Origin of the sequence: Phenylobacterium sp. (assembly GCF_041916435.1) — a bacterium.
Classification (GTDB): domain Bacteria; phylum Pseudomonadota; class Alphaproteobacteria; order Caulobacterales; family Caulobacteraceae; genus Phenylobacterium.
Genome location: NZ_JAYRZM010000003.1, coordinates 192,925 through 216,259, shown reverse-complemented (window position 1 = coordinate 216,259; position 23,335 = coordinate 192,925). Strand labels below are relative to the sequence as shown.

Here is a 23,335-nt window from a genome sequence, read left to right as displayed (position 1 = left end):
GGGACTTCGGAACCAGTCCGATGCGACGACTGCGACGACAAGGGCGCGCCCTTCGCGCCACCGCCTGACCCGCCCCGTTCGGCCGGCGCATGACGCGCGGCGAACGGATTGTCGCATTTTCCAGTCACCGTTCACCGCCATGACCGCCATCGCCTCCGCGGCGTCCTCGTTCGTGATTCATCCCGAACAGGCCGCCGACGCTCCCCTGATCGACGCGCTCCACGACCACGCCTTCGGGCCGGGCCGTTTCACCAAGGTCTCCGAACGCGTGCGCGAGTTCGCCGAGTTCCGCCCGGACCTGTCGTTCTGCGCCTGGCAGGACCAGGCCCTGCTAGGCTCGGTGCGCATGTGGCGCGTGCGCATCGGCCGGACCGAGGCCGTCTTCCTGGGGCCCCTGGCCGTGCAGGAGGCCGCGCGCAAGGCCGGCGCCGGCGGCGCCCTGGTGGAGGCCGCCAGCCTCGCCGCCCGGGACGCGGGCTTTGCCCTGGTGCTGCTGGTGGGCGACGAGCCCTACTTCAGCCGCTTCGGCTATTCCTCGGCCAATACCGCCGCGGTCGTCATGCCCGGTCCGGTCGACCAGCGCCGCGTGCTGGTGCGCGAGCTCGTCCCCGGCGCGTCCGAGGGTCTGGCCGGCGAGGTGCGCCCGGCTTGAGGCCAAGGCGCCCCGCGCCTACCTTTGAGGCCATGGTGGAATCGACGGCGACATCCGGCCTCGACGGCGTGATCGCGACGGCCAAGGCCCAGGCGCCGGGCCGCGGCCTGCCGCCGGTGCATCTGTGGAACCCCGCGCGCAGCGGCGAGATCGACATCGTCATCCGCCGCGACGGCCGCTGGATCCATGAGGGCGCGGCCATCAACCGCGAGGCGCTGGTGCGCCTGTTCTCCACCGTCCTGCGCAAGGACCCGGACGGCTACTGGCTGGTCACGCCGGTGGAGAAGATGCGCATCCGCGTGGAGGACGCCCCCTTCATCGCCGTGCGCGTCGACCGCGCGCCGGACGGGACGCTGAGGTTCGCGACCAACGTCGGCGACGAGGTCGAGGCCGGGCCGGAGGACATGATCCGCGTGGAGACCGATCCGGCCACCGGCGAGCCCAGGCCCTATCTGCACGTGCGCCGGGGCCTGGAGGCGCTGATCGCCCGGCCGGTGTTCTACGAGCTTGTCGAGATGGCCGAGGAGCGCGAGGGCCCGGACGGCCCGCGCCTGGGCGTCTCCTCTCAAGGCCAATGGTTCGACCTGGGCGCGGCCGAGGCGCCGGCGCCGTGAGCCCGACCGCGCCGCCCCACCAGCTCAGGGCCTGGATCCAGGAGCACCTCGACCCGCTGGACGAAGACGACGCGTCCGTCGGCGTCGTCCGCTCGGACTTCGACCTGGGGCCGGGCGCGCCCGCGCCCGCGCCCGACGGGCCGCTGACCCCGGCCGCCGTGCTGGTGGGCCTGATCGAGCGGCGGGCCGGGCTTTCGGTGCTGCTCACCCGGCGGTCCGACACCCTGCGCCGCCACACCGGCCAGGTGGCCTTCCCCGGCGGGCGGCGCGATCCCGGCGAGACCGCCTGGCAGACCGCCCTGCGCGAGGCCAACGAGGAAGTCGGCCTCGATCCCGGCTTCGTCTCCCTGGCCGGCCTGTCGACGCCCTACCGCACCGGCACCGGCTATCTGGTGACCCCGGTGGTGGGCTTCATCCGCGAGGGCTTCTCGCTGGCGCCCAATCCGGACGAGGTGGCCGACATCTTCGAAACGCCCTTCGGCTTCCTGATGGACCCGGCCAACCACGAGCAGCACGAGCGCGAGGCGCCCACCGGCGAGCGGCGGCGCTTCTACGCCATGACCCATGAGGACCGCTTCATCTGGGGCGCCACGGCGGGCATGCTTCGCGCGCTCTACGACCGGCTCTATGGGGCGGCCATTGCTTAGGGTGCTCCTCACCCGCGGCCTGCTGGTGGCGGTTCCCTTCGCCCTGTGGTTCGTCTGGCGCGAGGTCGCCCGGCGCACGGGCCGGCCGATGGGCGCGACGCCCTGGGCCTGGCTGTTCGCCTTCGGGGCGGTGCTGCTGGGCGTGTCGCTGATGGCCACGGCCGTCTTCCACCCCGACAATCGCGGCGAGCGCTACGTGCCGGCGCATGTCGAGCCGAGCGGCGACGTCACGCCCGGCTATTTCGAGAAGAAGGCCTCATGACCGAGACGCTGGGCGAACGGCCCTGGATGACATCCGCCGAGACCCGCGCGGTGTTCGACGCCCTGGAGGCCCGCGGCGGCCCCGGCTGCGCCCGCTTCGTCGGCGGCTGCGTGCGCAACACCCTGCTCGGCGCGCGGGTCGACGACATCGACATCGCCACGCCGCTCACGCCCGATGACGTCATGCAGGCCCTGAAGGCCGCCGGCCTGAAGGTCGTGCCCACCGGGGTCGAGCATGGCACGGTCACCGCCGTCTCCGGCGGACGGCCCTATGAGATCACCACCCTGCGCCGCGACGTGGAGACCGACGGCCGCCGCGCCGTGGTGGCCTTCACCGGGGACTGGCATGAAGACGCCGAGCGGCGCGACTTCACCATGAACGCCCTCTACGCCGGCCGCGACGGCGCCATCTTCGATCCCACCGGGCGGGGCGTGGACGACGCGCGGGCCGGACGGGTGATCTTCGTCGGCGACCCGCACGTGCGCCTAGCCGAGGACTACCTGCGCATCCTGCGCTTCTTCCGCTTCCACGCCTGGTACGGCCGCGGCGCGCCGGACGCGGCCGCCCTCGGCGCCTGCGCCGCGCACAAGGACAGCCTCTCCACCCTGGCGGCCGAGCGCATCTCCAAGGAGCTCCTGAAGCTGCTGGCCGCCGAGGACCCGCGCCAGTCGGTCGCCCTGATGGCCGAGACCGGCGTCCTGGAGGCCCTGGTTCCGGGCGCGACCGAGCTCTCCCGCTTCAACGCCCTGGTGGAGATCGAGCTGGAGCAGCTCTTCAGCAACGACGCCCTCCTGCGCCTGTCCGCCCTCACGGCCGACGACGAGGTCGCCGCCGCGCGCCTGGCCGAGCGGCTGCGCCTGTCCAACGACCAGCGCGACCGGCTGGTCGCCTCCAAGGGCCAGAGCCCGCGCATCACAAGCTGGATGAGCCCGCGCGAGCTGCGCCGCGCGGTCTACCGCATCGGCGCGCGCGCCTTCGCCGACCGGGTCAAGCTCGCCTGGGCCGCCTCGCCGCGCACGGCGACCACGCCGCAGTGGCGCGGCCTCCTCGCCCTCGGCGAAAGCTGGAGCCCGCCGGCCTTTCCCATCACCGGCGACGACGTGATGAGCGCCGGCGTGCCCAAGGGCCCGATGGTCGGCCAGGTGCTGGCCGAGGTGGAGGACTGGTGGATCGACCACGACTTCATCGACGACAAGTTCTCGGCGATCGAGAAGCTCAAGGCCGTGGCCCAGGGGATGGCCTACTGATGAAGCTCGGCATCCTGGAGACCGGCCAGCCGCCGGAAAGCGCTCGCGAGCGGTTCGGCGACTATCCGTCGATGTTCCGCGCCCTGCTCGGCGAGGACGCCTACGCCTACGAGACCTTCGACGTCTCGGCCGGCGTGCTGCCGGGCGAGGTCGAGGCCTGCGAGGCCTATATCGTCACCGGCTCGGCCGCCGGGGTCTACGATCCCTTGCCCTGGATCGAGCCCCTGAAGGACTTCCTGGTCGCGGCCAGGGGGCGGGCGGCGCTGGTCGGCGTCTGCTTCGGCCACCAGGTCATGGCCGAGGCGTTCGGCGGCAAGGCGGTCAAGTCGCCCAAGGGCTGGGGCGTGGGCCTGCACACCTACGACGTCCGCCGCGCCGAGGGCTGGATGGACGGCGGCGTCGCGCCCATCGCCGTCCCCGCCTCGCACCAGGACCAGGTGGTGGAGCTTCCGCCCGGCGCCCGCGTGATCGCCGCCAGCGCCTTCACCCCCATGGGCATGCTGGCCTACGACGACCAGCCCGCCATCTCCATCCAGCTCCACCCGGAGTTCCAGCCCGCCTACGCCGAGGCCCTCATCGAGGCCCGCCGCGGAACCCGCTACACCGACGGACAAGCCGACGTGGCCATCGCGAGCTACGCAGCTCCCGACGACCGGGCGCGCGTGGGCCAGTGGATCAAGGCGTTCCTGGAGGGACGGCGGTAGGGCAGGGCGCCGGGCGGGCGTATTGGCGGCCTGCCGTGCGCGGGTTGCGGACCTGCCGACAGGCGCGCCGCCGTCAGCGAAGCGTCGACAGGTCAGGAACGAAGCGGCTCATTCCGGCTGCACCTTGTCGAGCCCGCAGCGGGCCATCTCGTTAAGATCCCTGATCAACCCGCCGGGGCCATCTAACGCGCTGGGGTCCCGGCCGAGCCGCGTCAGGAACGCCCACATGCTGACCCGGTGATGCAGGGTGTAGAGCTGCAATGCGGCCTCTGCGTCCGGATGATCGAGTTCGCCATAGCCTTCAAGCAGCGGCCGAGCAGCGCGGGGGTCCTCGTGACTTGAGCAGAAGATCGCCTTGGCCAGATCGAACAGCGGGTCGGCCGCGCGGGCGTTGCCGAAGTCGACCAATCCGCTGACACAGAGCTCACCGTCGGGCTGGCGCTCGACCAGAACATTCCCCTGATGCAGATCGTCATGGCAGAGGACCGGGCCCCTGCTATCGGTGAGATCCATGTTGGCCGCGGCTAGCGCCTCGAGCTGGCGCGCCAGCTCTTCATCCCCTCCAGCTTCGCGAAACCGGCGAAACGCACCTTCGAAGGCGTAGGCCATGTGCTCGCGGTTCGAGGCCATCGGCTTCTCGATGCCTTGATCCTTGATGTAGCCGTAGCTCGGCATGCGGATGGCGTGCATCTGGCGGAGCAGCGCGCCCGCCTGCCGATAGACCTGATCCACATTCGTCGTCGTCATCCAACTGCGCACCATGGTTCCGGGCAACACCGTCATCAGCGCGAAGCGAAGGGGCAACAGATCGCGCGACGTATCCAGCGCGAGGCAGCCAGGGGCGGGGATTTCGGGCGCTCGGTGGAGCCAGTCGGCGACAAGCCGCTCCTTGCCGGGCCGCCAGTCGGGCTCATCGGGATATATCTTCAGGACCAGCGGCGCGGCGTCCGCCTCATCCAGATCGATGCGGTACACTTCCGTGCTGCCGCCCTCCAGCCGACCAATCCGCGCCGGCGTCGAAGGAATGTCCCATCGACGCAAAATCTCTTCGGCGGTTGCCAGATCGACATCGAGCGTCAGGCGTCGGGGCGGGGCCATGTTCGTCACCTCGCGACACGGGTGCAGGCAAGGCCGCCTTGATAGCCGCTTGCTCACCTCAACTATGTGAAGCTCCGCTGTCGGCGAGCGCGTCAATTGGCGCAGGTGTCGTCTTGCTGAAGACTTGGCCGCCCCTCGAACGGCTATCCGAGACGGGCAGAAGCCAGGCTTTCACACGCTCCTGGAACTGCGCGCGCGGACGGCCGCTAGACGCCCGCAAAGGGGTTCCGGATCTGCAACTCCCCAGTGGCCTGTCCGTCTTGCAGGTCTTCGGAATAGACGACGCCGCACCCTGCTTGCAGCGCGGCGCTCAAAATCAGGCTGTCGTAGATGCTGAAGCGGTAGCGCTCGGCGAGGGCCAGGGCGACCTCGTGGGTCTCCAGCGTCAGGGGCTCGACCGCCAGGGCGTCCTTCAGAAGGTCGAGCGTCTCGTGCACGGCGTCCCAGGAGGCGGCGAACTTGCGGCGCGCCACATTGGCGAACTCGTTCAGCACCTGGACGCTGATCACGCCGCCGGCCTGGATCAGGGCCTCGGCCCTGCCGGCCTTCTCCGCGTCTTCCGACAAGAGATAGAGCAGGACGTTGGTGTCCAGGAAAGCGCGCTCAGCGCTCATTGGCCTCCAGCCGGTCGAAGCGGAAGTCCTTGGGCATCAAACCGCGATGCCGGCGCAGGCGCTCCAGGCGCTCGGCGATCGTCGGCGCGCGGGCGACCTCGAAGCGGCGCTCCGCCGCCACGTCGATCTCGATCTCGTCGCCTTCCTTCAACTTCAGCGCCTCCACGACGGCCGCCGGCAGCCGCACGGCCAGGGCGTTGCCCCACTTGGCGACACGCATGCTAGATCCTCCGGATATACTCCATCGCAGTGTATATCACGCGAGTCCTCACGCCGTCATCCCCCGGTCGGCCGAAGGCCGAGCCGGGGGACCCAAGCTGAGGCGCCGCTTGGATCGCCCGGACAAGCCGGGCGAAGACGCATCAGGAGGCGAGGTTCACAAGGCCTACGGCCAGGCCACCATCGGCGGCATCGAGCTCAGGATCGATTCGATGTTCCCGCCGGTCTTCAGACCGAACATCGTTCCGCGGTCGTAGAGCAGGTTGAACTCCACGTAGCGGCCGCGTCGCACGAGCTGCTCGGCGCGGTCCTCGTCGGTCCAGGGCTCGTCCATCCGGTGGCGGGCGATCTTCGGATAGACGTCCAGGAACGCTTCGCCCACGTCCTTGGTGAAGGCGAAGTCGCGCTCCCAGTCGCCGGAATCGTGGTGGTCGTAGAAGATCCCGCCGATCCCGCGCGGCTCGTTGCGGTGCGGCAGGAAGAAATACTCGTCGCAGCGCGCCTTGTAGGCCGGATACCAGTCTGGATCGTGCTTGTCGCAGGCGCCCTTCATCGCCGCGTGGAACAGCACCGCGTCGTCGGCCTCCTGGCTGCGCTGTTCGTCCAGCAGCGGCGTCAGGTCCGCCCCGCCGCCGAACCAGCTCTGGCTGGTGGCCAGGAAGCGGGTGTTCATGTGCACCGCCGGCACCCGCGGGCTGACCATGTGCGCGATCAGGCTGATGCCGGTGGCCGTGAAGCTCGGGTCCTTGTCGGCGCCGGGCATGGTCGCGGCCATCTCCGGGGTGAACTTGCCGTGCACCAGGCTGATGTGCACGCCGACCTTCTCGAAGAAGCGCCCGCGCATGAAGCCCATCACGCCGCCGCCGCCGGCCGGCCGCGTCCACGGCTTCAGCTCGAAGCGGCCCGGCTCGCCCGGATAGAGCTCGGCCGGCGCCTCGTCCTCCAGGCGCTCGAACTCGGCGACGATGCGGTCGCGCAGGGCGTCGAACCAGGCGCGGGCGCGGGTGTTGTAGCTCTCGAGCAGGGCGGGGTCGGTCATGATGGCGTCGGCTTAGGAAATCCGCCGGTCTGGCGCAACGCCTCGCCAAGGGCGATCGCGGCGGCGGCGACGATGTTCAGCGAGCGCGCCCCGGCGGCCAGCGGCACGATCAGGCGCGCCTGGGCCGCCTCGTGCACCTCATCCGGGGCGCCGGCGCTCTCGCGGCCGAACAGCAGGGTGTCGTCCGCGCCGAAAGAAAAATCGTGCAGCGGCGTCGAGCCCCGTGTGGTGAACAGGATCAGCCGCCCGGCGCGCCTTTCCGGGCGCTCAAGGAAGGCTTTCCACCCCGAATGGCGCTCCACATCGGCCTTTACGCCGTAATCCAGGGCTGCGCGGCGTATCGCGGGATCGGATAACGGGAAGCCGCAGGGCTCGATGACATCCACGGAAACGCCCAAACAGGCGCCGAGACGAAGGGCCGCGCCCAGGTTTTGCGGAATGTCCGGTTGAAAAAGCGCCAAACGCATTCTAAGCGATCCGCCACGGGTTAGGCTGGGGCGAGAGAGAGAATCGTCGGACTGCGCCGTGCGAACGTTTCGCAAGGACTTTCCGGCTTCCATTCCTGCCCCGGACGAAATTCGAATGGCCCATACCAGATACGCTGGTCGGGCCGAAGGCAGGGCGCCCTTGCATGTCGGGGGGGTCCGTCGGGCCTGAGGCGGATTTCCGCCGAGGGCCCTAAGCGAAGGGTAGCTTCAAGGTGGCCGACACCGTAACGGGCGCAGCTTCGGACCTGCACGCCTCTGGCGACGACCCGAGCCGTCGCGACTTCATTCACATCGCCGCCATCGCCGCAGCCGCGGGCGCAGTCGGGGCCATCGCCTGGCCGTTCATCGACCAGATGAACCCCTCGGCCGACACCTTGGCGCTGGCGTCGATCGAGTTCGACCTGACCAAGGTGACCAAGGGTCAGCAGGTGGTGGTGAAGTGGCGGGGCAAGCCGCTGTTCGTCCGCTACCGGACCGAAAAGGAGATCGCCGAGGCGGTGGCGGGCGACACCGCCGAGCTGCGCGATCCCGAGAAGGACGCGGCCCGGCACAAGGCCGGCAAGCCCGAGTGGCTGGTGGTCGTGGGCGTGTGCACGCACCTCGGCTGCGTGCCCACCTTCGGCGGCGGCGAGTACGGCGGCTGGTTCTGCCCGTGCCACGGCTCGGTCTACGACACCTCCGGACGTATCCGTAAGGGCCCCGCGCCCAAGAACCTCGTGGTTCCGGACTACGCCTTCCTCAGCGACACCAAGGTCAAGATCGGCTGACACTGATGAGCGGACACTCCACCTACGAGCCGAAAACCGGCTTCGAGCGTTGGCTCGACACCCGCCTGCCCATCGTGCGGCTGGCCTGGGACAGCATGGTCGACTTCCCGACCCCGAAGAACCTGAACTACTGGTGGACCTTCGGCGGCATCCTGGCCGTCTGCCTGGGCATCCAGATCGCCAGCGGCGTCGTGCTGGCCATGCACTACGTCCCGCACGTCGACTACGCCTTCAATTCCATCCAGCACATCATGCGCGACGTGAACTACGGGTGGCTGATCCGCTACATGCACGCCAACGGCGCGTCCATGTTCTTCCTGGCGGTCTACATCCACATGTTCCGCGGCCTCTACTACGGCTCCTACAAGGCGCCGCGCGAGGTGCTCTGGATCATCGGCTGCCTGATCTACCTGGCGATGATGGCGACGGCCTTCATGGGCTACGTCCTGCCCTGGGGTCAGATGAGCTATTACGGCGCGGTCGTGATCACCAACCTCCTGGGCGCCTTCCCGCTGGTGGGCAACGCGATCACCACGCTCCTGTGGGGCGGCTTCAGCGTCGACAACCCGACGCTCAACCGCTTCTTCTCGCTGCACTACCTCCTGCCGTTCGTCATCGCCGGCCTGGTGATGCTGCACATCTGGGCGCTGCACGTGCCGGGCAACAACAACCCGACCGGCGTCAACGTGAAGTCCAAGGCCGACACGGTGCCGTTCCACCCGTACTACACGGTGAAGGACGGCTTCGCGATCGTGGTCTTCCTGCTGATGTTCGGCGTGTTCGTGTTCTACATGCCCGAGGCGCTCGGCCACACCGACAACTACGTGCCGGCCAACCCGCTGGTGACGCCGGCGCACATCGTGCCCGAATGGTACTTCCTGCCGTTCTACGCGATGCTGCGGGCCGTGCCGAACAAGCTGGGCGGCGTGCTGACCATGTTCGGCGCCATCGCCATGCTGTTCGTGCTGCCCTGGCTGGACACCTCCAAGGTGCGCTCCATGCGCTACCGCCCGGCCGCCAAGCTCTACTTCGGCATCTTCGTGCTGGCCTGCCTGATCCTCGGCTACTGCGGCGGCAAGCTGCCCGACGACCACGTGATCCCGGGCCTGTCGACCTTCACGCTGCTGGACGCCGACCTGAACAGCATCGTGTGGCTGTCGCGGATCGCCACCCTCTACTACTTCGCCTACTTCCTGGTCGTCATGCCGGTGCTGGGGCTCACGGAAACCCCGCTGCCGCAGCCTGAATCGATCTCGGAACCTGTCCTGTCGCATCCGGCCGCGACGCCGGCCGGCGCTGCGGCGTCGCCTGAAAAGAAGGGTTGAGCCTCAGATGCTGCGCAAAGGTATCGCTCTGGCGGCGCTCGGGCTCGCCCTGGTCTCGGGGCCGGCGTTCGCCGAAAACACCCAGGCCGAGATGCGGCCGACGGAGTTCAGCTTCGAAGGCCCGTTCGGCAAGTTCGACCAGGCCCAGCTCCAGCGGGGCTACAAGGTCTATCGGGAGGTCTGCTCGGCCTGCCACTCGATGAACCTGATGGCGTTCCGCAACCTCGGCCAGAAGGGCGGGCCGTTCTTCGACCCGAAGTACCCGAAGCCGAACGACAACCCCTATGTGAAGGCCATCGCCGCCGACTATCAGATCAATGATATCGACGGCGACACCGGCGACGTGATCCAGCGTCCCGGCACCCCGGCCGACCACTTCCCGGCGCCGTTCCCGAACGAGCCGGCGGCCCGCGCGTCCAACGGCGGCGCCCTGCCGCCGGACCTGTCGGTCATCGCCATGGCGCGCCACCACGGCGCCCACTACATCTACTCGCTGCTGACCGGCTACAAGGACGCCCCCAAGGGCCTCGATGTGCCGCCCGGCAAGCACTACAACCCCTACTTCTCCGGCGACCTGTCCACCTCGTGGTCGGGCCCGCACGACAAGGTGCCGGTGGGCGGCCTGATCGCCATGCCCCCGCCGCTGGAAGCCGACAAGGTCTCCTTCGACGACGGCACCAAGTCGACTCTCGACCAGGAAGCCAAGGACGTGGCCGCCTTCCTCGCCTGGGCCGCCGAGCCCAAGATGGAAGAGCGCAAAGAGTTCGGCCTGGCCGCGATGATCTACCTCTTCATCTTCGCCGGCCTGCTCTATGCGAGCTACCGCCGGATCTGGCGCAACGTCGCCCACTAGGGCGGCGCGCAACGCCGAAAGGTTCGGGGCCCCGGAGCGATCCGGGGCCCTTTCCTTTTGCACCTGACAAAAAAGTCATGACGAATCCATAAGTTGTCGCGCGTTCGTCGGTGGTGTTCCTGATCGTGCGCCATCGGGTGCGGGGAGGAGCCATGTTCGCCAGACGTCTCGACGGCCGCGCCGCGGCCTACGCCGTCGCCTATCTCGGCCTGTGGGCGGCCGCGACCGCCTATCTCGCCGCCAAGGGCGCGGACTGGACCTTTCCCATCGCCTCCCTGGCCGTCTTCGGCGCCGTCCTCACGGCCGCGGCCTGGGGGCTCACGCGCAACGCCCGCCCGCAGCCGATCAGGGTCGAGCGGCCCGGCCTGGAGCTGGGCGCGGTGCTGGTCTTCCTGGCGATCTACGCGGTGGCCTTCCTCGGCTGGGGCATGAGCGCGGTGCGCGAGGGCGTGGCCGTGGGCCGGGGCCAGGAGGTCGCCGTGCTGGTCCTGAAGCTGTTCGTCCATGTGGCCCTCCCGGCGACCCTGCTGGCGGCTCTCGGCGCCCAGCTTCGCCCCCTGTTCGGCGCGGGGGCGAACCGGCCGGGCTTCTGGCCGCCGCTGGTCGTGCTGGGCGCGGCGCTCATGGGCCTGATGGCCGTCGTCAGCCCGGCCCTGAAGGAGATCGGCGAGACGCACGTCACCGCGCTCGCCCTGGCCTGGGCGACGCCGGCCTGCTTCCTCTGGCTCGCCCTGGAGGCGGGGCTTTGCGAGGAGTTCCTGTTCCGCGCCGTGCTGCAGACGCGCCTGGCCGCCGCCCTGCGCAGCCAGACCGGGGCGGTGGTGATCGGCGCGGTGCTGTTCGCCCTGGCCCACGCGCCCGGCCTCTACCTGCGCGGGGATCCGAGCGTCGACGGCTATTCCACAGATCCCATGCAGGTGGCCGCCTTCACCGTGGCCACCCTTTCGCCCATCGCCATCCTGTTCGGCGTGCTCTGGGCCCGCACGCGCAGCCTGCTGCTCGTGGTCCTGCTGCACGCGGCCGCCGACCTCCTGCCGAACCTGGCCGAGTTCCTGCGCACCTGGGCCTAGGGCGCGCCCAGCAGCAGCCGCCGGCGCGGGAAGTCGAAGCGCAGGCGGTAGCGGCTCAGCACCGGCGCGCCGATCACGCCGATCGCCTCCGGCGGCAGGCTGGCGGCCGCCTCCAGGCCCGAGGGCGCGAACTGGTCGAGCCCGCCGGCGAACGACAGGGCCCGCAGCACCGGCCGCGTCCCGCCGTAGGGATAGACCGCCTCGGCCTTCACCTGGCCCTTCACCTCGGCGACCTGGTCCGACAGCCGCACGGCCGTGTCAGAGCCGGTGGCGGCCACGAAGCCGGCGCGCCGGGCGCTCTCGCCGTCGGAGACCGCGGCGGTCACCACCGGCGGGCCGTCCTTGGCCCCGATCAGCGGCAGGGTCTCGACGGCGCGGAACGGGCCTGGCCGTCGCGCCGGGCGGATCGTCACCCGGCAGGGGGCGAAGCTCACGTCGACCACCCGCCCGCCCAGCACGTCCATGCCGATCACGCCGGCGATCGGGGTGTCGAAGTCCCAGGTGCGCGCGTCCAGGTCCGCCACGGCGACCGGCAGCGCCTTCAGGGAAAGCCCGGCCATGCGCACCTCGCCGGTGATGGCCTCGCCCTCGAAGCCGGCGCCCTCGGCGCGCGTCTCGTGCACCTGGGTCTGCGGCGCGCCGGTGTCCAGGATGTAGTCGCCGTCGATCCCGGCGACGGAGGCGGGAACCACCACCACCCCGTGCTCGAACCAGCAGGCCGCGCCGGCCGCGTGCGCGCCGGAGGGGGCGAACGCCAGTATGGCGATCAGGCGAAGAGCGCGGCGCGGCACGAAGCACCTCAGACGATGCTCAAGCATAGCCAAGCCTCGCGCCCTCGGCGATAAGCGACATCGCGCCCGGTCCGCCCGCACGAGCGGAGGGCCGCGCCGAGTGATGAGGGATTGCGCGTCATGGACCTGGCCGAGATCATCCGCACCATTCCGGACCACCCCGCGCCGGGGATCATGTTCCGCGACATCACCACCCTGCTCGGAAACGCGCGCGCGTTCCGCAAGGCGGTGGACGAGCTGGTCCAGCCCTTCGCCGGCATGAAGATCGACAAGGTGGCCGGCGTCGAGGCGCGCGGCTTCATCCTCGGCGGCGCCGTGGCCCACCAGCTCTCGGCCGGCTTCATTCCCCTGCGCAAGAAGGGCAAGCTGCCCCACGCCACCATCGGGGTGGAGTACGCCCTGGAGTACGGCGTCGATTCCATGGAGATGCACGCCGACGCCCTGGCCTGGGGCGAGAAGGTGATGCTGGTGGACGACCTGATCGCCACCGGCGGCACGGCGCTCGCCGCCGTGGAGCTCTTGAAGCGCGGCGGCGCCGACATCCTGGCCGCCGCCTTCGTGGTCGATCTGCCCGATTTGGGAGGCGCCGAGCGCCTTCGGGAGGCGGGCGTGCCCGTCTCCACGCTCGTGGCCTTTCCCGGACATTGAGGCGCCTTACGCGCGCCCTCGCGAGGCCCTAGCTTAGGGTCATGACCTTCATCCGCGCCTGGCGCGACTTTCGGCGTATGCAGAACGTGGCCGTGGGCGCCGCGAGCCTGATCTATGCGGGGGCGGTGCTCCACGCCTATCAGGTGCTGCCCGGCGGCATGGGCCTGGTCACCCAGCGCACGCTGATCTGGCCGGGCGCGTTCCTCACCCTGTCGCTGTTCGTGCCGCTGCTGGTGCCGCCGCTCAGGCGGCTGCTGGCGCGCTATGTCTGGCTGAGCTTCCAGGCCGGTTTCGGCCAGACGCCGATCTCGGTGATGACCGGGGTGGGCCTCCTGGCCGCCGCGGCGCTGTTCATCTACTGGCAGGTGGCCGGCGTCGCCCACGGCGGGCGCTATCCGGCCGGCGTCTTCTCCGGCTACGCCGCCGGCATCGGCATCCTGGCGGCCCAGGCGGTCCTGGTGCGCGTCCTCGAGCGCCTGCCCGAGGTGCGCCAGATCATCGAGGAGAAGGGCTAGCCCCCTTCAGGCTTCCCCGCCGCCCGATCCGCCGCCGTTGCGCGCGAAGAGCTGCAGGGTGCGCAGCCGCGCCAGCCGCGCGCTGTCCGGCTCGTAGTCCTGGCGCCGGTCGGAGACGAAGCCGTGGCCGGCGTCGTAGAGGTGGATCGGCAGCTCCGGGCGCCTGGCCGCGATCTCGTCGATCTTCTCCATGGGGATGGAGGCGTCCTTGCGGCCGAAGTGCAGGATGGTGGGACACTTCGGCGTCTCGTCCACCAGCTCGGAGATGCGCCGGCCGTAGAAGCACGAGGCCGCCGCCACGCCCGTGCAGCGGCAAGCCGCCAGCCAGGTCGCCGCCCCGCCCCAGCAGAAGCCGGTCACGAACACCGGCGGCGCCAGGGCGTCGACCGCCGCCTGGATGTCCCCGGCCACCTGGTCCCAGGGTGTCTCCTGCGAGTACTTCACCCCCTTGGCGATCCCGTCGGGGTCGTAGCCGGTGGCGAAGCCAGGCTCCAGCCGCTCGTAGAATGCCGGGGCGATCACCTCGTAGCCGTCCTCGGCGAAGCCGTCGCAGAGCTCGCGGATGTGGTCGGTGACGCCGAAGATCTCCTGGATCAGCACCAGCCCGCCGCGCCGCGCGTCGTCGGGCTTGACGTGATAGGCGGGCAGCTCGAAGCCGTCGAAGCGGCTCGTCAGGCGGATGGTCTCGCCCATGGCTCAGGCGCTCTCGAACAGGTCGCGGGTGCGCTTGCGGGCCAGGTCCGCCGCCTCGGCCGAGTAGCGCTCGGGGCTCTCGTTGTTGAAGCCGTGGCCGGCGCCTTCGTAGATGTAGACCGGCACGTCGGGGTGCTGGGCCCTCACCGCCGCCTCCACGTCGTCGGCGGGGATGCCCGGGTCGTTGCGGCCCAGGTGGATGATCACCGGGCACAGGGGTTTCATCTCGGCGTTGCCCTGCACCAGACTGCCGTAATAGCTCGAGGCCGCCGCCAGCCCCTCCACCTTGGCCGCCGCCAGCCAGGCCAGCGAGCCGCCGTAGCAGTAGCCCACCACGCAGACCTTGCCCCGGGCGCTCAGGAAATCGCGGCAGGCGCCGATGTCCTGCAGGGCCTGCTCCAGCGGCGTCGAGCGGGCGTGCGCCACGCCCTCGGCGATGCCTTCCGGCGTATGCTCGGAGGTGAAGCTCCATTCGCGGCGGTCGAACAGCGAGGGCGCGATCGCCTCGTAGCCGGCCTTGGCCCAGCGGCTCACGTCGGCCCGCACGTACTGGTCGATGCCGAAGATCTCCTGGACCACGATCACCCCGCCCTTGCGCGGCGTAAACGCCGGCTCGTGGTAGGCGGAGAACTCGAAGCCGTCCGCGCCCTTGATCTTGATCGTCTCGCCCATCGCGCCCTCCCTGCGGCGCTCAGCGCCTGCCTATACGTTGAAGCGGAAGTTCATGACGTCGCCGTCCTGAACCACGTAGTCCTTGCCTTCCGACCGCATGCGGCCGGCCTCGCGGGCCCCAGCCTCGCCATTGAGCCGCACATAGTCATCGAAGGCGATGGTTTCAGCCCGGATGAAGCCCTTTTCGAAGTCGGTGTGGATCACGCCGGCCGCCTGCGGGGCGGTGTCGCCCTTGTGGATCGTCCAGGCGCGAGCCTCTTTCGGCCCGACGGTGAAATAGGTCTGCAGGCCGAGCAGGTGGTAGGCCTCGCGGATCAGCCGGTTCAGGCCCGGTTCGGCCAGGCCCAGGGTCTCCAGGAACTCGCCGCGCTCCTCGGCGTCCAGGAGGGCGATCTCGCTCTCGATCTGGGCGGAGATGTGGACGTGGTCGGCGCCGTCGCGCTTGGCGCGCTCGGCCACCTTGGCCGACATCTCGTTGCCGTCGGCGGCGGAGGCTTCGTCCACGTTGGAGACGTAGAGCGCCGGCTTGGAGGTCAGAAGCTGCAGCATCCGCCAGGCCTTCTCGTCCTCGGCGGAGATCTTGGCCTTGCGGGCCGGACGGCCGGCGTTCAGCTCCGCCAGGGCGAGCTGGACCAGGCGCAGGGTCTGGGCGCTGTCCTTGTCGCCGGTCTTGGCCCGCTTCTCCAGGTTGACGACCCGCTTCTCCAGGCTCTCCAGGTCGGCCAGCATCAGCTCGGTCTCGATCGTGTCCAGGTCCGCCAGGGGATCGATCTTGCCTTCCACGTGGGTGATGTCGTCGTCCAGGAAGCAGCGGGCGACGAAGGCCACCGCGTCGCAGTCGCGGATGTTGGCCAGGAACTGGTTGCCCAGGCCCTCGCCCTTGGAGGCGCCGCGCACCAGCCCGGCGATGTCCACGAAGTTGATCCGCGCGGGGATGATCTCCTTGGACGGAATGACCGCGGCCAGCGCCGTCAGGCGCGGCTCGGGCACCGCCACGTCCCCGGTGTTGGGCTCGATGGTGCAGAAGGGATAGTTCGCCGCCTGGGCGGCGGCGGTCTGCGTCAGCGCGTTGAACAGGGTCGACTTGCCGACGTTGGGCAGGCCGACGATGGCGACTTTCAGGGCCATGGGGTCTTTCGGAAATCTCGGTTGGCCGGGCGGACTAGCACGCGAGCGCGCGCCGAACAAACCCGTCCGGCGCTACGACAGGGCCTGGGCGGCCAGGTCGCGCCAGGCGCGGCCTTCCTTGCGGAACTGGGGGTGGGTCCTGGCGACGCGGCGGTCCAGCTCGGCGACGATCTCCTGGGCCTCGGCGCGCCGTCCGGTGCGCGCCATGAAGGCGGCGTGGCGGGCTAGGCTCTCCAGGCCGGGCAGGCGCTCCACGGCCCGCTGATAGGCGATCTCGGCCTCGTCGTTGCGGCCCATGCCCTCCAGGGCGCGGGCGATCGCCAGGGCCTCCTCGCCCTCGTCCAGGGCCCCGCCCGCCGCCGCCAGGCGCTGCAGCACCTCATGGGCCTCGGCCGGCTTGTTCAGCTCGATCAGCACCTTGGCCCGGCCGAGCAGCAGCACCGGGTCGTCGGCGTGCGGGCCCTGGGCGGCGCGGGCGTAGAGCCCCTCGGCTTCGGCGTAATGGCCCAGGTGCATGGCCGCGGCGGCCAGCCGCGACATGGCGCCGGCGGTGGGCGTCTCCTCGCAGGCCGCCTTGGCCTCGCGGTACTCCCGATGCGGGTCGAGGGCGCTGCGGGCGCTCTGGCCGATCTTGCGCGCGGTGGGCCCGCCCATCAGCTCGGGCAGGACGACGGCGGCGAAATAGATGATTCCGCCCAGGGGCTGCAGGATCAGGATAATCCAGATCCAGAACCACTCCCGCCCGGAGCGCACCACGTGCACCGCCATGGCGATGGAGAAAATGAGCGACAGGCCAAGAAGGATCATGGATTTCAGATGGGCCGAAGAGGCCCCCAAGTCCAGGCTGGGCGGGCGTTAATCGGCCTCGCGGGCGGCCTTGCGCGGGTCGGCCTTCTCGGCCGGGGCCAGGCGCATCACCTCGGCCTGGTACTTCTCGTCCTCGCCGGCGGCCAGCAGGGGGGCGGCGTCGGCGCAGGCGCGCAGGAGATCGGCGAGCCAGCCCTGCTCGACCTTGTGGAAGTCGCTCAGCACGTGGCCCTGCACCCGGTCCTTGTGTCCCGGATGGCCGGTGCCCAGCCGCGCGCGGCGGAAATCGGGGCCGATGTGGGCGGTGATCGAGCGTACGCCGTTGTTGCCCGCCGCCCCGCCGCCCGTCTTCATGCGGAAGCGGCCCGGCGCCAGGTCGATCTCGTCATAGAAGACGACCACGTCGGCGGGCTTGACCTTGTAGAATTTCATGGCCGCGCCAACGGCCTGGCCGCTTTCGTTGTAGTAGGTCTGCGGCTTCAGGATCAGGGCCTTCACCGGCCCGCCGGCCGTGTCGATCGAGCCTTCCCGCGCCAGGGCCGAGAAGCGCGAGCGCTCCGGGCCGAAACCCCAGCGTCTCGCGATCTCGTCGACGGCCATGAAGCCGACATTGTGCCGGTTGCCGGCGTAGCGCGCGCCGGGGTTGCCCAGTCCGGTCAGGATGAGCATCAGATCCCTCCGGATGGGCCGGAGGGGCGCAAGCCTTACTCGGCCTGGCCCTCTTCAGCGGCCTCGGCGGCCTCTTCGGCGGCCTGGGCCGAGCTGCCGGCCACCGTGGCCACCACGAAGTCGCGGTCCATCGACGGCTCGACGCCCTTGGGCAGGGTGAAGGCCGAGATGCGGATGGTGTCGCCGATCTCCAGGCCGCTCAGGTCGCAGACCAGCTCTTCCGGAATGGCGTCGGCCGGAGCCATCACTTCCACTTCGTGGCGCACGATGTTCAGCGTGCCGCCGCGCTTCAGGCCCGGCGAGGCTTCCTGATTCTTGAAGTGCACCGGCACGGAGATCTTCACCGCCTGGTGCTCGTCCACGCGGTACAGGTCGAAATGCCACGGCTCGTCGGTGACCGGGTGCATGTCGATGGCCTTGGCGATGACCGGCTGGGTCTCGTCGCCGTGCTTCAGGGTCACCAGGTGGCCGAGCAGCTTGCCGGTGTAGAGCGCCTTGCGGAACTCGTTGGCGCGCACGCTGATGGCCACGGGGTCTTTGTCGCCGCCGTACAGGACGCCGGGCACCTTGCCCGCGCGACGGGTTTCACGCGCGCCGCCGGTCCCGGTCCGCTCGCGCACTTCGACATTCAATACGATCTCGGCCATGGCCTCGCCTCAAAACGAAACCGCCGCGCGAACCCGCGCGGCGACGGACGATCCCTCATGGATCGAAAGGGTGCGCGTAGATACACAAAACGAACCGGCCTTGCAACGGTCGCCCGGGTCTTTCCTGCGAGCGCCGTTTTCGCCGTGCGCGGCGGGGCCCGGCGGCCCCGCGTTCAGCGCGCCCGGGCGCTCTTGGAGGGCTCGGCCGGCGTGGTCTCGGCCACCTCGACCGGCTTGTAGCCTTCCGCCGTGGCCAGGCCCGCGCTCTTGGCCAGGCACTGGCCGGTGTCCATCAACACGTGCTGGCCCAGGCAGAACACGTCCTCATAGTGCGGCTTGGAGACGGCCAGGCACTGGAACAGGTTCAGCTTGGACATGTTCAGGCAGCTCGCCGAGGCCGGATCGACCATCAGGCCGGAGACCTGCTCGACATTGGCGTCGCCCGCCTGGCCCAGGGCCGCCAGCGCGGCCACCGACATGGCGCGGGCCACCACCGGCGAGACGGGCGGGGCCTTCGGCTGGCCGGTGATTCCCAGCGGCGCGGCGCCCAGCGCGGCCTGCTGCAGGCGGTTGGATTCGTCCAGGTCGCCCGTCAGCGGCGAGGCTGACAGGCTCTTGGCCTCGGCCAGGCGGCCGGGACGGTTGGCCACGTCGGCCTTGGACCACTTCTGGTGCTGCACGTCGTAGGCGGCCTGCTTCACAGCCTTGCCCACGCCGTAGAGCTCGCGGCCTTCCTCGCCGAGGGCGGCCACCACCAGGCCGGCGGCGCGGTCGGCGCCGGGCAGGGTGGTCACGTAGTTGGGGTTGCGCATGATCTGCGCGGTCATAGCCTGGCGCTGCTGCGGGTCGGCGGCGGCCGTGCGCAGGCCGCTCACGAACGTCTGGTCCTGCAGGGCGGCGACCGCGCCATAGGCGATCGCCCCGCGAAGGAACTGCTTGGGCTCGTAGGCTTCGCCGGTCTTCAGCGACTGGGCCACGTCCGCGCCGCTCTTGAAAGCCGGGTTGATGGCCGCCGCGCGCCGCACATAGCCGCGGTAGGCGCTGGCCTGTTCGATCAGGCTGGAGGAGAGGGCCATGGGCGGCGCCGTGGGCTTGGGCGGGGCCGGGGGTGGCTCCTGGGCGCAGCCGGCGAGCAGGGCCGTCACGACGATCGCGGCGCCCGCCAGGGCGGTGCGGAGTTGATGCGCGGAACTCATCTCAACCCTTCCCCACGTATACTCAAGCGCAACCGTATCTTGGCCGCTCGGGCAAGATTATGGCGGCTGGTTCTTAACCGATATTCACCAAGCCACGCAGTTTCGGCGCTCGCGCCACGGGCGAAGATAGGCTGAAATCGGTCAGTCGAACAGCTTGGAGACGGATTCTTCGTTGGCGATGCGGCGGATCGCCTCGCCGATCAGGGGCGCGCAGGTCACGTAGCGGATCTTGGCCCAGCCTTCGGTGCGCTCGCGCACGTCGATGGAGTCGGTCATCACCAGCTCCTTCAGCACCGAGGCCTGCACACGTTCCACCGCCGCGCCCGACAGGACGCCGTGGGTCACATAGGCCGAGACCTCCGTGGCGCCGCCGTCGATCAGGGCTTGGGCGGCGTTGCACAGGGTGCCGCCGCCGTCGATCAGGTCGTCGAACAGGATGCAGCGGCGCCCGTTCACGTCGCCGATGATGTTGGCCACCTCGCTCTTGCCGGGGCCCGAGCGGCGCTTGTCGATGATCGCCAGGTCGGCGTTCAGCCGGCTGGCGAGCTGCAGGGCGCGCACCACCCCGCCCACGTCGGGCGAAACGATCAGCAGGTCCGAGGGGTTGTCGTAGTTCTCCTTGATGTTCTGCCCCAGGATCGGGGCGGCCAGGAGATTGTCCGTCGGGATGTCGAAGAAGCCCTGGATCTGGCCGGAGTGCAGATCCATCGTCAGCACCCGGTCGGCGCCGGCGCGGGTGATCAGGTTGGCCACCAGCTTGGCCGAGATCGGCGTGCGCCCGCCGGTCTTGCGGTCCTGGCGGGCGTAGCCGAAGTAGGGCATCACCGCGGTGATCCGCTTGGCCGACGCGCGCTTCAGCGCGTCGATGCAGATCAGCAGTTCCATCAGGTTGTCGTTGGCCGGATAGCTGGTCGACTGCAGCACGAACACGTCCTCGCCGCGGACGTTCTCGTCGATGGTGACCCACACTTCGTTGTCGGCGAACCGCTTCACCTGGGCCCGGCACAGGGGCACGTCGAGATGCGAGGCGACGTCCTGTGAGAGGACGGGATTGGAGTTGCCGGCCAGCAGCTTCATCAGGGCCTCTCGGCTGTCAGGAACCTATGGCGCGGGCTTGTAGCAGCGAAGACGGTGGGGGCAAGCCGATTCCAGTCCGCTTCGTCCGGCGCCGGCCTAAACCAGAGCGATCGCCGAAAGCAGCCGCCCGTAGTCCGGTTCGCCCAGCTTGAAGGCCCGGCGGTTGGAATAGAACAGCTCGCCCTCGGCGCAGGTGTCGCGGCCGATCCATTCGCAGGCGCCCACGCCTGCGGCCTTCAGCCGCGACAGCACGTAGCCGGGCAGGTCGAACAGCCGCTTGTCCGCCGTCTCGCCGGCGGCGAAGAACCGCGCGTTCGCCGCATCCGCCTCGGTGAAGCGCGCCACGTACTCGGGCCCCACCTCGTAGGACTGCGGGCCGATGCAGGGGCCCACCGCCGCGCGGATGCGCTCGGGCCGCGCGCCCAGCTCCGTCATCCGCGCCACGGCGCTGTCGACCACGCCGTAGAGCGCGCCCTTCCAGCCGGCGTGGGCGGCGGCCACGACGCGGGCCTGCGGATCGGCGAACAGGATCGGCGCGCAGTCGGCGGCCAGGGCGCCGCAGATCAGCCCGGCCGTTGCGGTGGCCACGCCGTCGGCCTCTGGCGGGGTCTCCCACGGATCGTCGATCACGTGCACGTCCGGCGAATGGACCTGGTAGCAGGTCTGCAGCGCCTCGGGCGCCTGGCCGAAATGGGCGGCGGCCCGGCGGCGGTTCTCGGCCACGTCGGCGGGCTCGTCCTTCGAGCCGCGGCCCACGTTCAGGCTGGCGTAGATCCCTTCGGAAACGCCGCCCTTGCGCGTGAAGAAGGCGTGGCGCACGCCCGGCAGGTCGAGCAGCGGCGAGGTCAGCACCGGCAGGTCGGTCATGCGTCGTCCTCGAAGGCGGGCGGGACGAGTCCCGGCGAATGGATGCAGGCGGCCTTGAAGAGCTGGCCCATCTGGTCCTCGGCCACAAGCCGTTCCAGTTGCCGGCCGATGCGTTCGGCCTGGTCGGGACGCGCGGCGGCCAGGGCCTGCGCCCTCTGCGCGATCCCCAGCCTGAACAGGAACGCGCCCTGGGTCAGGATCGCGGCGGCCGCCCCTTCGGCCCGCGCCGCGGCCAGCACGGCGGGAAAGTCCACGTGGATGGTCAGGTCGGCCTCCCCCGGCGAGGCCAGCGGGCTTTCCTTCCGGTGCCCGCGCAGGGCCTGCAGGGTGTCGCCGAACTCGGTCTCGATGCGGCCGTAGTCGATCAGCAGCGCCGCGCCGCCGTCCTGGGCCACCCGCGCGCCGATCTCCGAGCCGAAAGCGGCCTGGGCCGGCGACTGCTCCAGCACCGCGCCGGGTGGCGCGTCCTCGGCGCCCCCCATGTCGGGGCGCCTGTCGGCCGTGGCCGACAGCGCGCCCAGGCCGAAGCTGAGTTCGCCGGCCTCGTCCAGGCCCACCAGCCGTTCGGCCCAGCCCTTTTCGGTGCGCACGTACTGGCGCGCCGGCAGGCAGTCCAGGAGCTCGTTGGCGACCAGCAGCAGCGGCGCGCCCTCGGGAACCTCCTGCAGCGATCCGGCCCATCGCGGCGCGGCCGGCGCCTCCGCCAGCCTGCGCGCCTGCGCCGCCTGCAGGGGGGCGGAGGTCTCCACCAGCCACAGGTCCGCCGCCTCGAGGAAGCCGGGCGCGGCCCGCGCGGCGCGCAGGGCGTCGCTCATCAGCGTGCCGTCGCCGGGGCCCAGCTCCACCAGGCGCACGCGGGCCGGCCGGCCCATGTCGATCCAGGTCTGCGCCAGCCACAGGCCGATCAGTTCGCCGAACATCTGGCTGACCATCGGCGCGGTGATGAAGTCGCCGGCCTCGCCCAGCGCCGGGCGCGTGGCGTAGTAGCCCGCCTTCGGATCGTGCAGGCAGGCGGTCATGTACTGGGCCACGCTGATCGGTCCGCCCGCGCGGATCTGGGCGATCAGCCGATTACGCAGGCTCATTGGTCCTGGGATCGGCGGCCTTGGGATCGGAGGCTTCGGTCTTGGCGGCGGGCAGGGCCGGGGCCGGCGGCAAGGGCTCCTTCATGCCCCGCCAGATCAGCCAGGCGCCGACCAGCGCCATGGGCGCGCTGAGCATCATCCCCATGGTCAGGCCGAACGGGAAGATCGGCATGTAGCTGTCCGGCTCGCGCACGTTCTCCAGCGAGATGCGGGCGAGCGCATAGCCCACGAGGAAGATCCCGCCGACCACGCCGCGGCGGTTCAGGAGCTTGGCGCCGTGGGTCGCCCAGCGCAGCACCAGGAACAGGACGATCCCCTCCAGGGCCGCTTCGTAGAGCTGGCTGGGATGGCGCGGCAGCGGCCCCGCGCCGGGGAACACCATGCCCCAGGGCAGGCTGGTGGGCCGGCCCCACAGCTCGCCGTTGATGAAGTTGGCGATGCGCCCGAAGAACAGGCCGATGGGCGCGCAGGCGGTCACCAGGTCGCCGATCCGCAGCACGTCCAGCTTGTTGGCGCGGCAGAACAGGATGATCGCCAGGAAGACGCCGATCGCGCCCCCGTGGAAGCTCATGCCCCCGTGCCAGACCCGGATGATCTCCACCGGGTCGGTCCAGACGATCGAGGGCGTGTAGAAGAAGACGTGGCCCAGCCGCCCGCCGACGATGATGCCGAGCGTGATCCACAGGATCAGGTCGTCGATCTGCTCGACGGTGGCGGGGGCCGGCCGGTGCGCCCACAGGCTCTGGCGGCGGATCAGCCCTGTGACATAGCGCCACCCCAGAAGGATGCCCGCCACATAGGCCAGGGCGTACCAGCGGATGGCGAAAGGCCCGATCTTGACGAGAACGGGGTCGAAATCCGGAAAGGGCACGGGGCGGCGTCTCCAGCGGTCAGGCCGTGGATTTAGACGAGAAGTCGTTCGCTTTCACCCCCTGGCCTCC

Annotated in this window: 29 protein-coding genes; 12 read left to right on the top strand and 17 right to left on the bottom strand. The window is 70.2% G+C overall.

Translation table 11 applies throughout. The features are described from left to right. Positions 1-139 precede the first annotated feature (139 nt). Genes ACE3TA_RS09460 through ACE3TA_RS09435 form a run of 6 tightly spaced genes read left to right on the top strand, consistent with a single transcriptional unit; the run spans position 140 to position 4,126 of the window. A complete protein-coding gene (locus ACE3TA_RS09460; protein WP_374572918.1) occupies positions 140-652 on the top strand; it encodes a GNAT family N-acetyltransferase in 513 nt (170 codons plus the stop codon). A gap of 32 nt (positions 653-684) precedes the next feature. Beyond that, entirely contained in the window at positions 685-1,266 is a 582-nt protein-coding gene (locus ACE3TA_RS09455) for a DUF1285 domain-containing protein (protein WP_374572916.1), read from the top strand. Then, positions 1,263-1,913 carry a CoA pyrophosphatase gene (locus ACE3TA_RS09450; protein ID WP_374572914.1) on the top strand — a complete coding sequence of 217 codons (651 nt, stop codon included), beginning with the start codon at positions 1,263-1,265 and terminating at the stop codon, positions 1,911-1,913. The genes ACE3TA_RS09455 and ACE3TA_RS09450 overlap by 4 nt, the downstream gene beginning before the upstream one ends. Further along, positions 1,906-2,175 (top strand): hypothetical protein, encoded by a 270-nt coding sequence (locus ACE3TA_RS09445; protein WP_374572912.1) that lies wholly within the window; start codon positions 1,906-1,908, stop codon positions 2,173-2,175. Before ACE3TA_RS09450 ends, ACE3TA_RS09445 begins: the two co-directional genes overlap by 8 nt. Continuing rightward, on the top strand, positions 2,172-3,422 hold the full coding sequence (locus ACE3TA_RS09440; RefSeq protein ID WP_374572910.1) for a CCA tRNA nucleotidyltransferase: 1,251 nt from the start codon (positions 2,172-2,174) through the stop codon (positions 3,420-3,422). The genes ACE3TA_RS09445 and ACE3TA_RS09440 overlap by 4 nt, the downstream gene beginning before the upstream one ends. Next, positions 3,422-4,126 carry a type 1 glutamine amidotransferase gene (locus ACE3TA_RS09435; protein WP_374572908.1) on the top strand — a complete coding sequence of 235 codons (705 nt, stop codon included), beginning with the start codon at positions 3,422-3,424 and terminating at the stop codon, positions 4,124-4,126. The genes ACE3TA_RS09440 and ACE3TA_RS09435 overlap by 1 nt, the downstream gene beginning before the upstream one ends. Positions 4,127-4,234: 108 nt before the next feature. On the opposite strand, the gene ACE3TA_RS09430 is transcribed toward ACE3TA_RS09435, so the two are convergent. The 5 genes from ACE3TA_RS09430 to ACE3TA_RS09410 all read right to left on the bottom strand — a co-directional run bounded on the left by ACE3TA_RS09430 (position 4,235) and on the right by ACE3TA_RS09410 (position 7,563). Then, entirely contained in the window at positions 4,235-5,224 is a 990-nt protein-coding gene (locus ACE3TA_RS09430) for a phosphotransferase family protein (protein WP_374572906.1), read from the bottom strand. Positions 5,225-5,430: 206 nt separating this feature from the next. Then, a complete protein-coding gene (locus ACE3TA_RS09425) occupies positions 5,431-5,838 on the bottom strand; it encodes a PIN domain-containing protein (RefSeq protein WP_374572904.1) in 408 nt (135 codons plus the stop codon). Further along, on the bottom strand, positions 5,828-6,058 hold the full coding sequence (locus ACE3TA_RS09420) for an AbrB/MazE/SpoVT family DNA-binding domain-containing protein (RefSeq protein ID WP_374572902.1): 231 nt from the start codon (positions 6,056-6,058) through the stop codon (positions 5,828-5,830). Before ACE3TA_RS09420 ends, ACE3TA_RS09425 begins: the two co-directional genes overlap by 11 nt. Before the next feature lie 165 nt (positions 6,059-6,223). Further along, on the bottom strand, positions 6,224-7,096 hold the full coding sequence (gene hemF, locus ACE3TA_RS09415) for an oxygen-dependent coproporphyrinogen oxidase (RefSeq protein ID WP_374572900.1): 873 nt from the start codon (positions 7,094-7,096) through the stop codon (positions 6,224-6,226). Continuing rightward, the gene (locus tag ACE3TA_RS09410) at positions 7,093-7,563 is read right to left on the bottom strand and encodes a tRNA (cytidine(34)-2'-O)-methyltransferase (RefSeq protein ID WP_374572898.1); all 471 of its coding nucleotides are present in this window, start codon (positions 7,561-7,563) and stop codon (positions 7,093-7,095) included. The genes hemF and ACE3TA_RS09410 overlap by 4 nt, the downstream gene beginning before the upstream one ends. A 233-nt stretch (positions 7,564-7,796) precedes the next feature. Here ACE3TA_RS09410 and petA point away from each other — a divergent pair, with 233 nt between their 5' ends. The 4 genes from petA to ACE3TA_RS09390 all read left to right on the top strand — a co-directional run bounded on the left by petA (position 7,797) and on the right by ACE3TA_RS09390 (position 11,599). Then, positions 7,797-8,351, top strand: a complete 555-nt coding sequence (petA, locus tag ACE3TA_RS09405; RefSeq protein ID WP_374572896.1) for a ubiquinol-cytochrome c reductase iron-sulfur subunit — start codon at positions 7,797-7,799, stop codon at positions 8,349-8,351. 5 nt (positions 8,352-8,356) lie between these two features. After that, entirely contained in the window at positions 8,357-9,676 is a 1,320-nt protein-coding gene (locus ACE3TA_RS09400) for a cytochrome bc complex cytochrome b subunit (protein WP_374572894.1), read from the top strand. A gap of 7 nt (positions 9,677-9,683) precedes the next feature. Next, complete coding sequence (locus tag ACE3TA_RS09395) at positions 9,684-10,529, top strand: cytochrome c1 (protein ID WP_374572892.1); 846 nt, start codon at positions 9,684-9,686, stop codon at positions 10,527-10,529. A gap of 152 nt (positions 10,530-10,681) precedes the next feature. Continuing rightward, positions 10,682-11,599, top strand: coding sequence for a CPBP family intramembrane glutamic endopeptidase (locus ACE3TA_RS09390; protein WP_374572890.1), 918 nt, complete (start codon positions 10,682-10,684; stop codon positions 11,597-11,599). On the opposite strand, the gene ACE3TA_RS09385 is transcribed toward ACE3TA_RS09390, so the two are convergent. After that, positions 11,596-12,390, bottom strand: a complete 795-nt coding sequence (locus ACE3TA_RS09385; protein WP_374572888.1) for a hypothetical protein — start codon at positions 12,388-12,390, stop codon at positions 11,596-11,598. The genes ACE3TA_RS09390 and ACE3TA_RS09385 overlap by 4 nt on opposite strands. A 120-nt stretch (positions 12,391-12,510) precedes the next feature. Here ACE3TA_RS09385 and ACE3TA_RS09380 point away from each other — a divergent pair, with 120 nt between their 5' ends. Then, the gene (locus ACE3TA_RS09380; protein WP_374572885.1) at positions 12,511-13,038 is read left to right on the top strand and encodes an adenine phosphoribosyltransferase; all 528 of its coding nucleotides are present in this window, start codon (positions 12,511-12,513) and stop codon (positions 13,036-13,038) included. A gap of 41 nt (positions 13,039-13,079) precedes the next feature. After that, positions 13,080-13,553 (top strand): hypothetical protein, encoded by a 474-nt coding sequence (locus tag ACE3TA_RS09375; protein WP_374572882.1) that lies wholly within the window; start codon positions 13,080-13,082, stop codon positions 13,551-13,553. 6 nt (positions 13,554-13,559) lie between these two features. Here ACE3TA_RS09375 and ACE3TA_RS09370 read toward each other — a convergent pair whose 3' ends face one another. From ACE3TA_RS09370 to lgt, 11 genes are all read right to left on the bottom strand, one after another. Then, on the bottom strand, positions 13,560-14,246 hold the full coding sequence (locus tag ACE3TA_RS09370) for a dienelactone hydrolase family protein (RefSeq protein WP_374572880.1): 687 nt from the start codon (positions 14,244-14,246) through the stop codon (positions 13,560-13,562). A gap of 3 nt (positions 14,247-14,249) precedes the next feature. Further along, positions 14,250-14,918: a dienelactone hydrolase family protein gene (locus tag ACE3TA_RS09365; protein WP_374572878.1), complete on the bottom strand. Its 669-nt coding sequence runs from the start codon at positions 14,916-14,918 to the stop codon at positions 14,250-14,252. 30 nt (positions 14,919-14,948) lie between these two features. Next, positions 14,949-16,046: a redox-regulated ATPase YchF gene (ychF, locus tag ACE3TA_RS09360; RefSeq protein ID WP_374572876.1), complete on the bottom strand. Its 1,098-nt coding sequence runs from the start codon at positions 16,044-16,046 to the stop codon at positions 14,949-14,951. A 72-nt stretch (positions 16,047-16,118) separates the two neighbouring features. After that, complete coding sequence (locus ACE3TA_RS09355) at positions 16,119-16,853, bottom strand: hypothetical protein (RefSeq protein ID WP_374572874.1); 735 nt, start codon at positions 16,851-16,853, stop codon at positions 16,119-16,121. Positions 16,854-16,901: 48 nt separating this feature from the next. Continuing rightward, complete coding sequence (gene pth, locus ACE3TA_RS09350) at positions 16,902-17,522, bottom strand: aminoacyl-tRNA hydrolase (protein WP_374572872.1); 621 nt, start codon at positions 17,520-17,522, stop codon at positions 16,902-16,904. Between the two features lie 35 nt (positions 17,523-17,557). Next, positions 17,558-18,169 (bottom strand): 50S ribosomal protein L25/general stress protein Ctc, encoded by a 612-nt coding sequence (locus ACE3TA_RS09345; RefSeq protein WP_374572870.1) that lies wholly within the window; start codon positions 18,167-18,169, stop codon positions 17,558-17,560. A 173-nt stretch (positions 18,170-18,342) separates the two neighbouring features. Next, a complete protein-coding gene (locus ACE3TA_RS09340; protein ID WP_374572868.1) occupies positions 18,343-19,365 on the bottom strand; it encodes a hypothetical protein in 1,023 nt (340 codons plus the stop codon). Positions 19,366-19,506: 141 nt separating this feature from the next. Further along, positions 19,507-20,442 (bottom strand): ribose-phosphate pyrophosphokinase, encoded by a 936-nt coding sequence (locus ACE3TA_RS09335; RefSeq protein WP_374572866.1) that lies wholly within the window; start codon positions 20,440-20,442, stop codon positions 19,507-19,509. A gap of 96 nt (positions 20,443-20,538) precedes the next feature. Continuing rightward, positions 20,539-21,309, bottom strand: a complete 771-nt coding sequence (gene pgeF / locus ACE3TA_RS09330) for a peptidoglycan editing factor PgeF (protein ID WP_374572864.1) — start codon at positions 21,307-21,309, stop codon at positions 20,539-20,541. Then, on the bottom strand, positions 21,306-22,394 hold the full coding sequence (locus tag ACE3TA_RS09325; RefSeq protein WP_374572862.1) for a class I SAM-dependent methyltransferase: 1,089 nt from the start codon (positions 22,392-22,394) through the stop codon (positions 21,306-21,308). The genes pgeF and ACE3TA_RS09325 overlap by 4 nt, the downstream gene beginning before the upstream one ends. Next, positions 22,381-23,265, bottom strand: a complete 885-nt coding sequence (gene lgt, locus ACE3TA_RS09320; RefSeq protein ID WP_374572860.1) for a prolipoprotein diacylglyceryl transferase — start codon at positions 23,263-23,265, stop codon at positions 22,381-22,383. Before lgt ends, ACE3TA_RS09325 begins: the two co-directional genes overlap by 14 nt. Positions 23,266-23,335 lie beyond the last annotated feature (70 nt).

Excerpts from the sequence above, each read along its gene's own strand:
- ACE3TA_RS09335 (WP_374572866.1), bottom strand. The coding sequence starts at position 20,442 with ATGAAGCTGCTGGCCGGCAACTCCAATCCCGTCCTCTCACAGGACGTC.
- ACE3TA_RS09390 (WP_374572890.1), top strand. The coding sequence starts at position 10,682 with ATGTTCGCCAGACGTCTCGACGGCCGCGCCGCGGCCTACGCCGTCGCC.
- ACE3TA_RS09400 (WP_374572894.1), top strand. The coding sequence starts at position 8,357 with ATGAGCGGACACTCCACCTACGAGCCGAAAACCGGCTTCGAGCGTTGG.
- ACE3TA_RS09460 (WP_374572918.1), top strand. The coding sequence starts at position 140 with ATGACCGCCATCGCCTCCGCGGCGTCCTCGTTCGTGATTCATCCCGAA.
- pgeF (WP_374572864.1), bottom strand. The coding sequence starts at position 21,309 with ATGACCGACCTGCCGGTGCTGACCTCGCCGCTGCTCGACCTGCCGGGC.
- ACE3TA_RS09435 (WP_374572908.1), top strand. The coding sequence starts at position 3,422 with ATGAAGCTCGGCATCCTGGAGACCGGCCAGCCGCCGGAAAGCGCTCGC.
- ACE3TA_RS09365 (WP_374572878.1), bottom strand. The coding sequence starts at position 14,918 with ATGGGCGAGACGATCAAGATCAAGGGCGCGGACGGCTTCGAGTTCTCC.
- pth (WP_374572872.1), bottom strand. The coding sequence starts at position 17,522 with ATGCTCATCCTGACCGGACTGGGCAACCCCGGCGCGCGCTACGCCGGC.
- ACE3TA_RS09440 (WP_374572910.1), top strand. The coding sequence starts at position 2,172 with ATGACCGAGACGCTGGGCGAACGGCCCTGGATGACATCCGCCGAGACC.
- ACE3TA_RS09340 (WP_374572868.1), bottom strand. The coding sequence starts at position 19,365 with ATGAGTTCCGCGCATCAACTCCGCACCGCCCTGGCGGGCGCCGCGATC.
- hemF (WP_374572900.1), bottom strand. The coding sequence starts at position 7,096 with ATGACCGACCCCGCCCTGCTCGAGAGCTACAACACCCGCGCCCGCGCC.
- ACE3TA_RS09325 (WP_374572862.1), bottom strand. The coding sequence starts at position 22,394 with ATGAGCCTGCGTAATCGGCTGATCGCCCAGATCCGCGCGGGCGGACCG.
- ACE3TA_RS09455 (WP_374572916.1), top strand. The coding sequence starts at position 685 with ATGGTGGAATCGACGGCGACATCCGGCCTCGACGGCGTGATCGCGACG.
- ACE3TA_RS09375 (WP_374572882.1), top strand. The coding sequence starts at position 13,080 with ATGACCTTCATCCGCGCCTGGCGCGACTTTCGGCGTATGCAGAACGTG.
- ACE3TA_RS09425 (WP_374572904.1), bottom strand. The coding sequence starts at position 5,838 with ATGAGCGCTGAGCGCGCTTTCCTGGACACCAACGTCCTGCTCTATCTC.
- ACE3TA_RS09395 (WP_374572892.1), top strand. The coding sequence starts at position 9,684 with ATGCTGCGCAAAGGTATCGCTCTGGCGGCGCTCGGGCTCGCCCTGGTC.
- ychF (WP_374572876.1), bottom strand. The coding sequence starts at position 16,046 with ATGGCCCTGAAAGTCGCCATCGTCGGCCTGCCCAACGTCGGCAAGTCG.
- ACE3TA_RS09420 (WP_374572902.1), bottom strand. The coding sequence starts at position 6,058 with ATGCGTGTCGCCAAGTGGGGCAACGCCCTGGCCGTGCGGCTGCCGGCG.
- ACE3TA_RS09345 (WP_374572870.1), bottom strand. The coding sequence starts at position 18,169 with ATGGCCGAGATCGTATTGAATGTCGAAGTGCGCGAGCGGACCGGGACC.
- ACE3TA_RS09430 (WP_374572906.1), bottom strand. The coding sequence starts at position 5,224 with ATGGCCCCGCCCCGACGCCTGACGCTCGATGTCGATCTGGCAACCGCC.
- ACE3TA_RS09355 (WP_374572874.1), bottom strand. The coding sequence starts at position 16,853 with ATGATCCTTCTTGGCCTGTCGCTCATTTTCTCCATCGCCATGGCGGTG.
- ACE3TA_RS09370 (WP_374572880.1), bottom strand. The coding sequence starts at position 14,246 with ATGGGCGAGACCATCCGCCTGACGAGCCGCTTCGACGGCTTCGAGCTG.
- ACE3TA_RS09380 (WP_374572885.1), top strand. The coding sequence starts at position 12,511 with ATGGACCTGGCCGAGATCATCCGCACCATTCCGGACCACCCCGCGCCG.
- ACE3TA_RS09410 (WP_374572898.1), bottom strand. The coding sequence starts at position 7,563 with ATGCGTTTGGCGCTTTTTCAACCGGACATTCCGCAAAACCTGGGCGCG.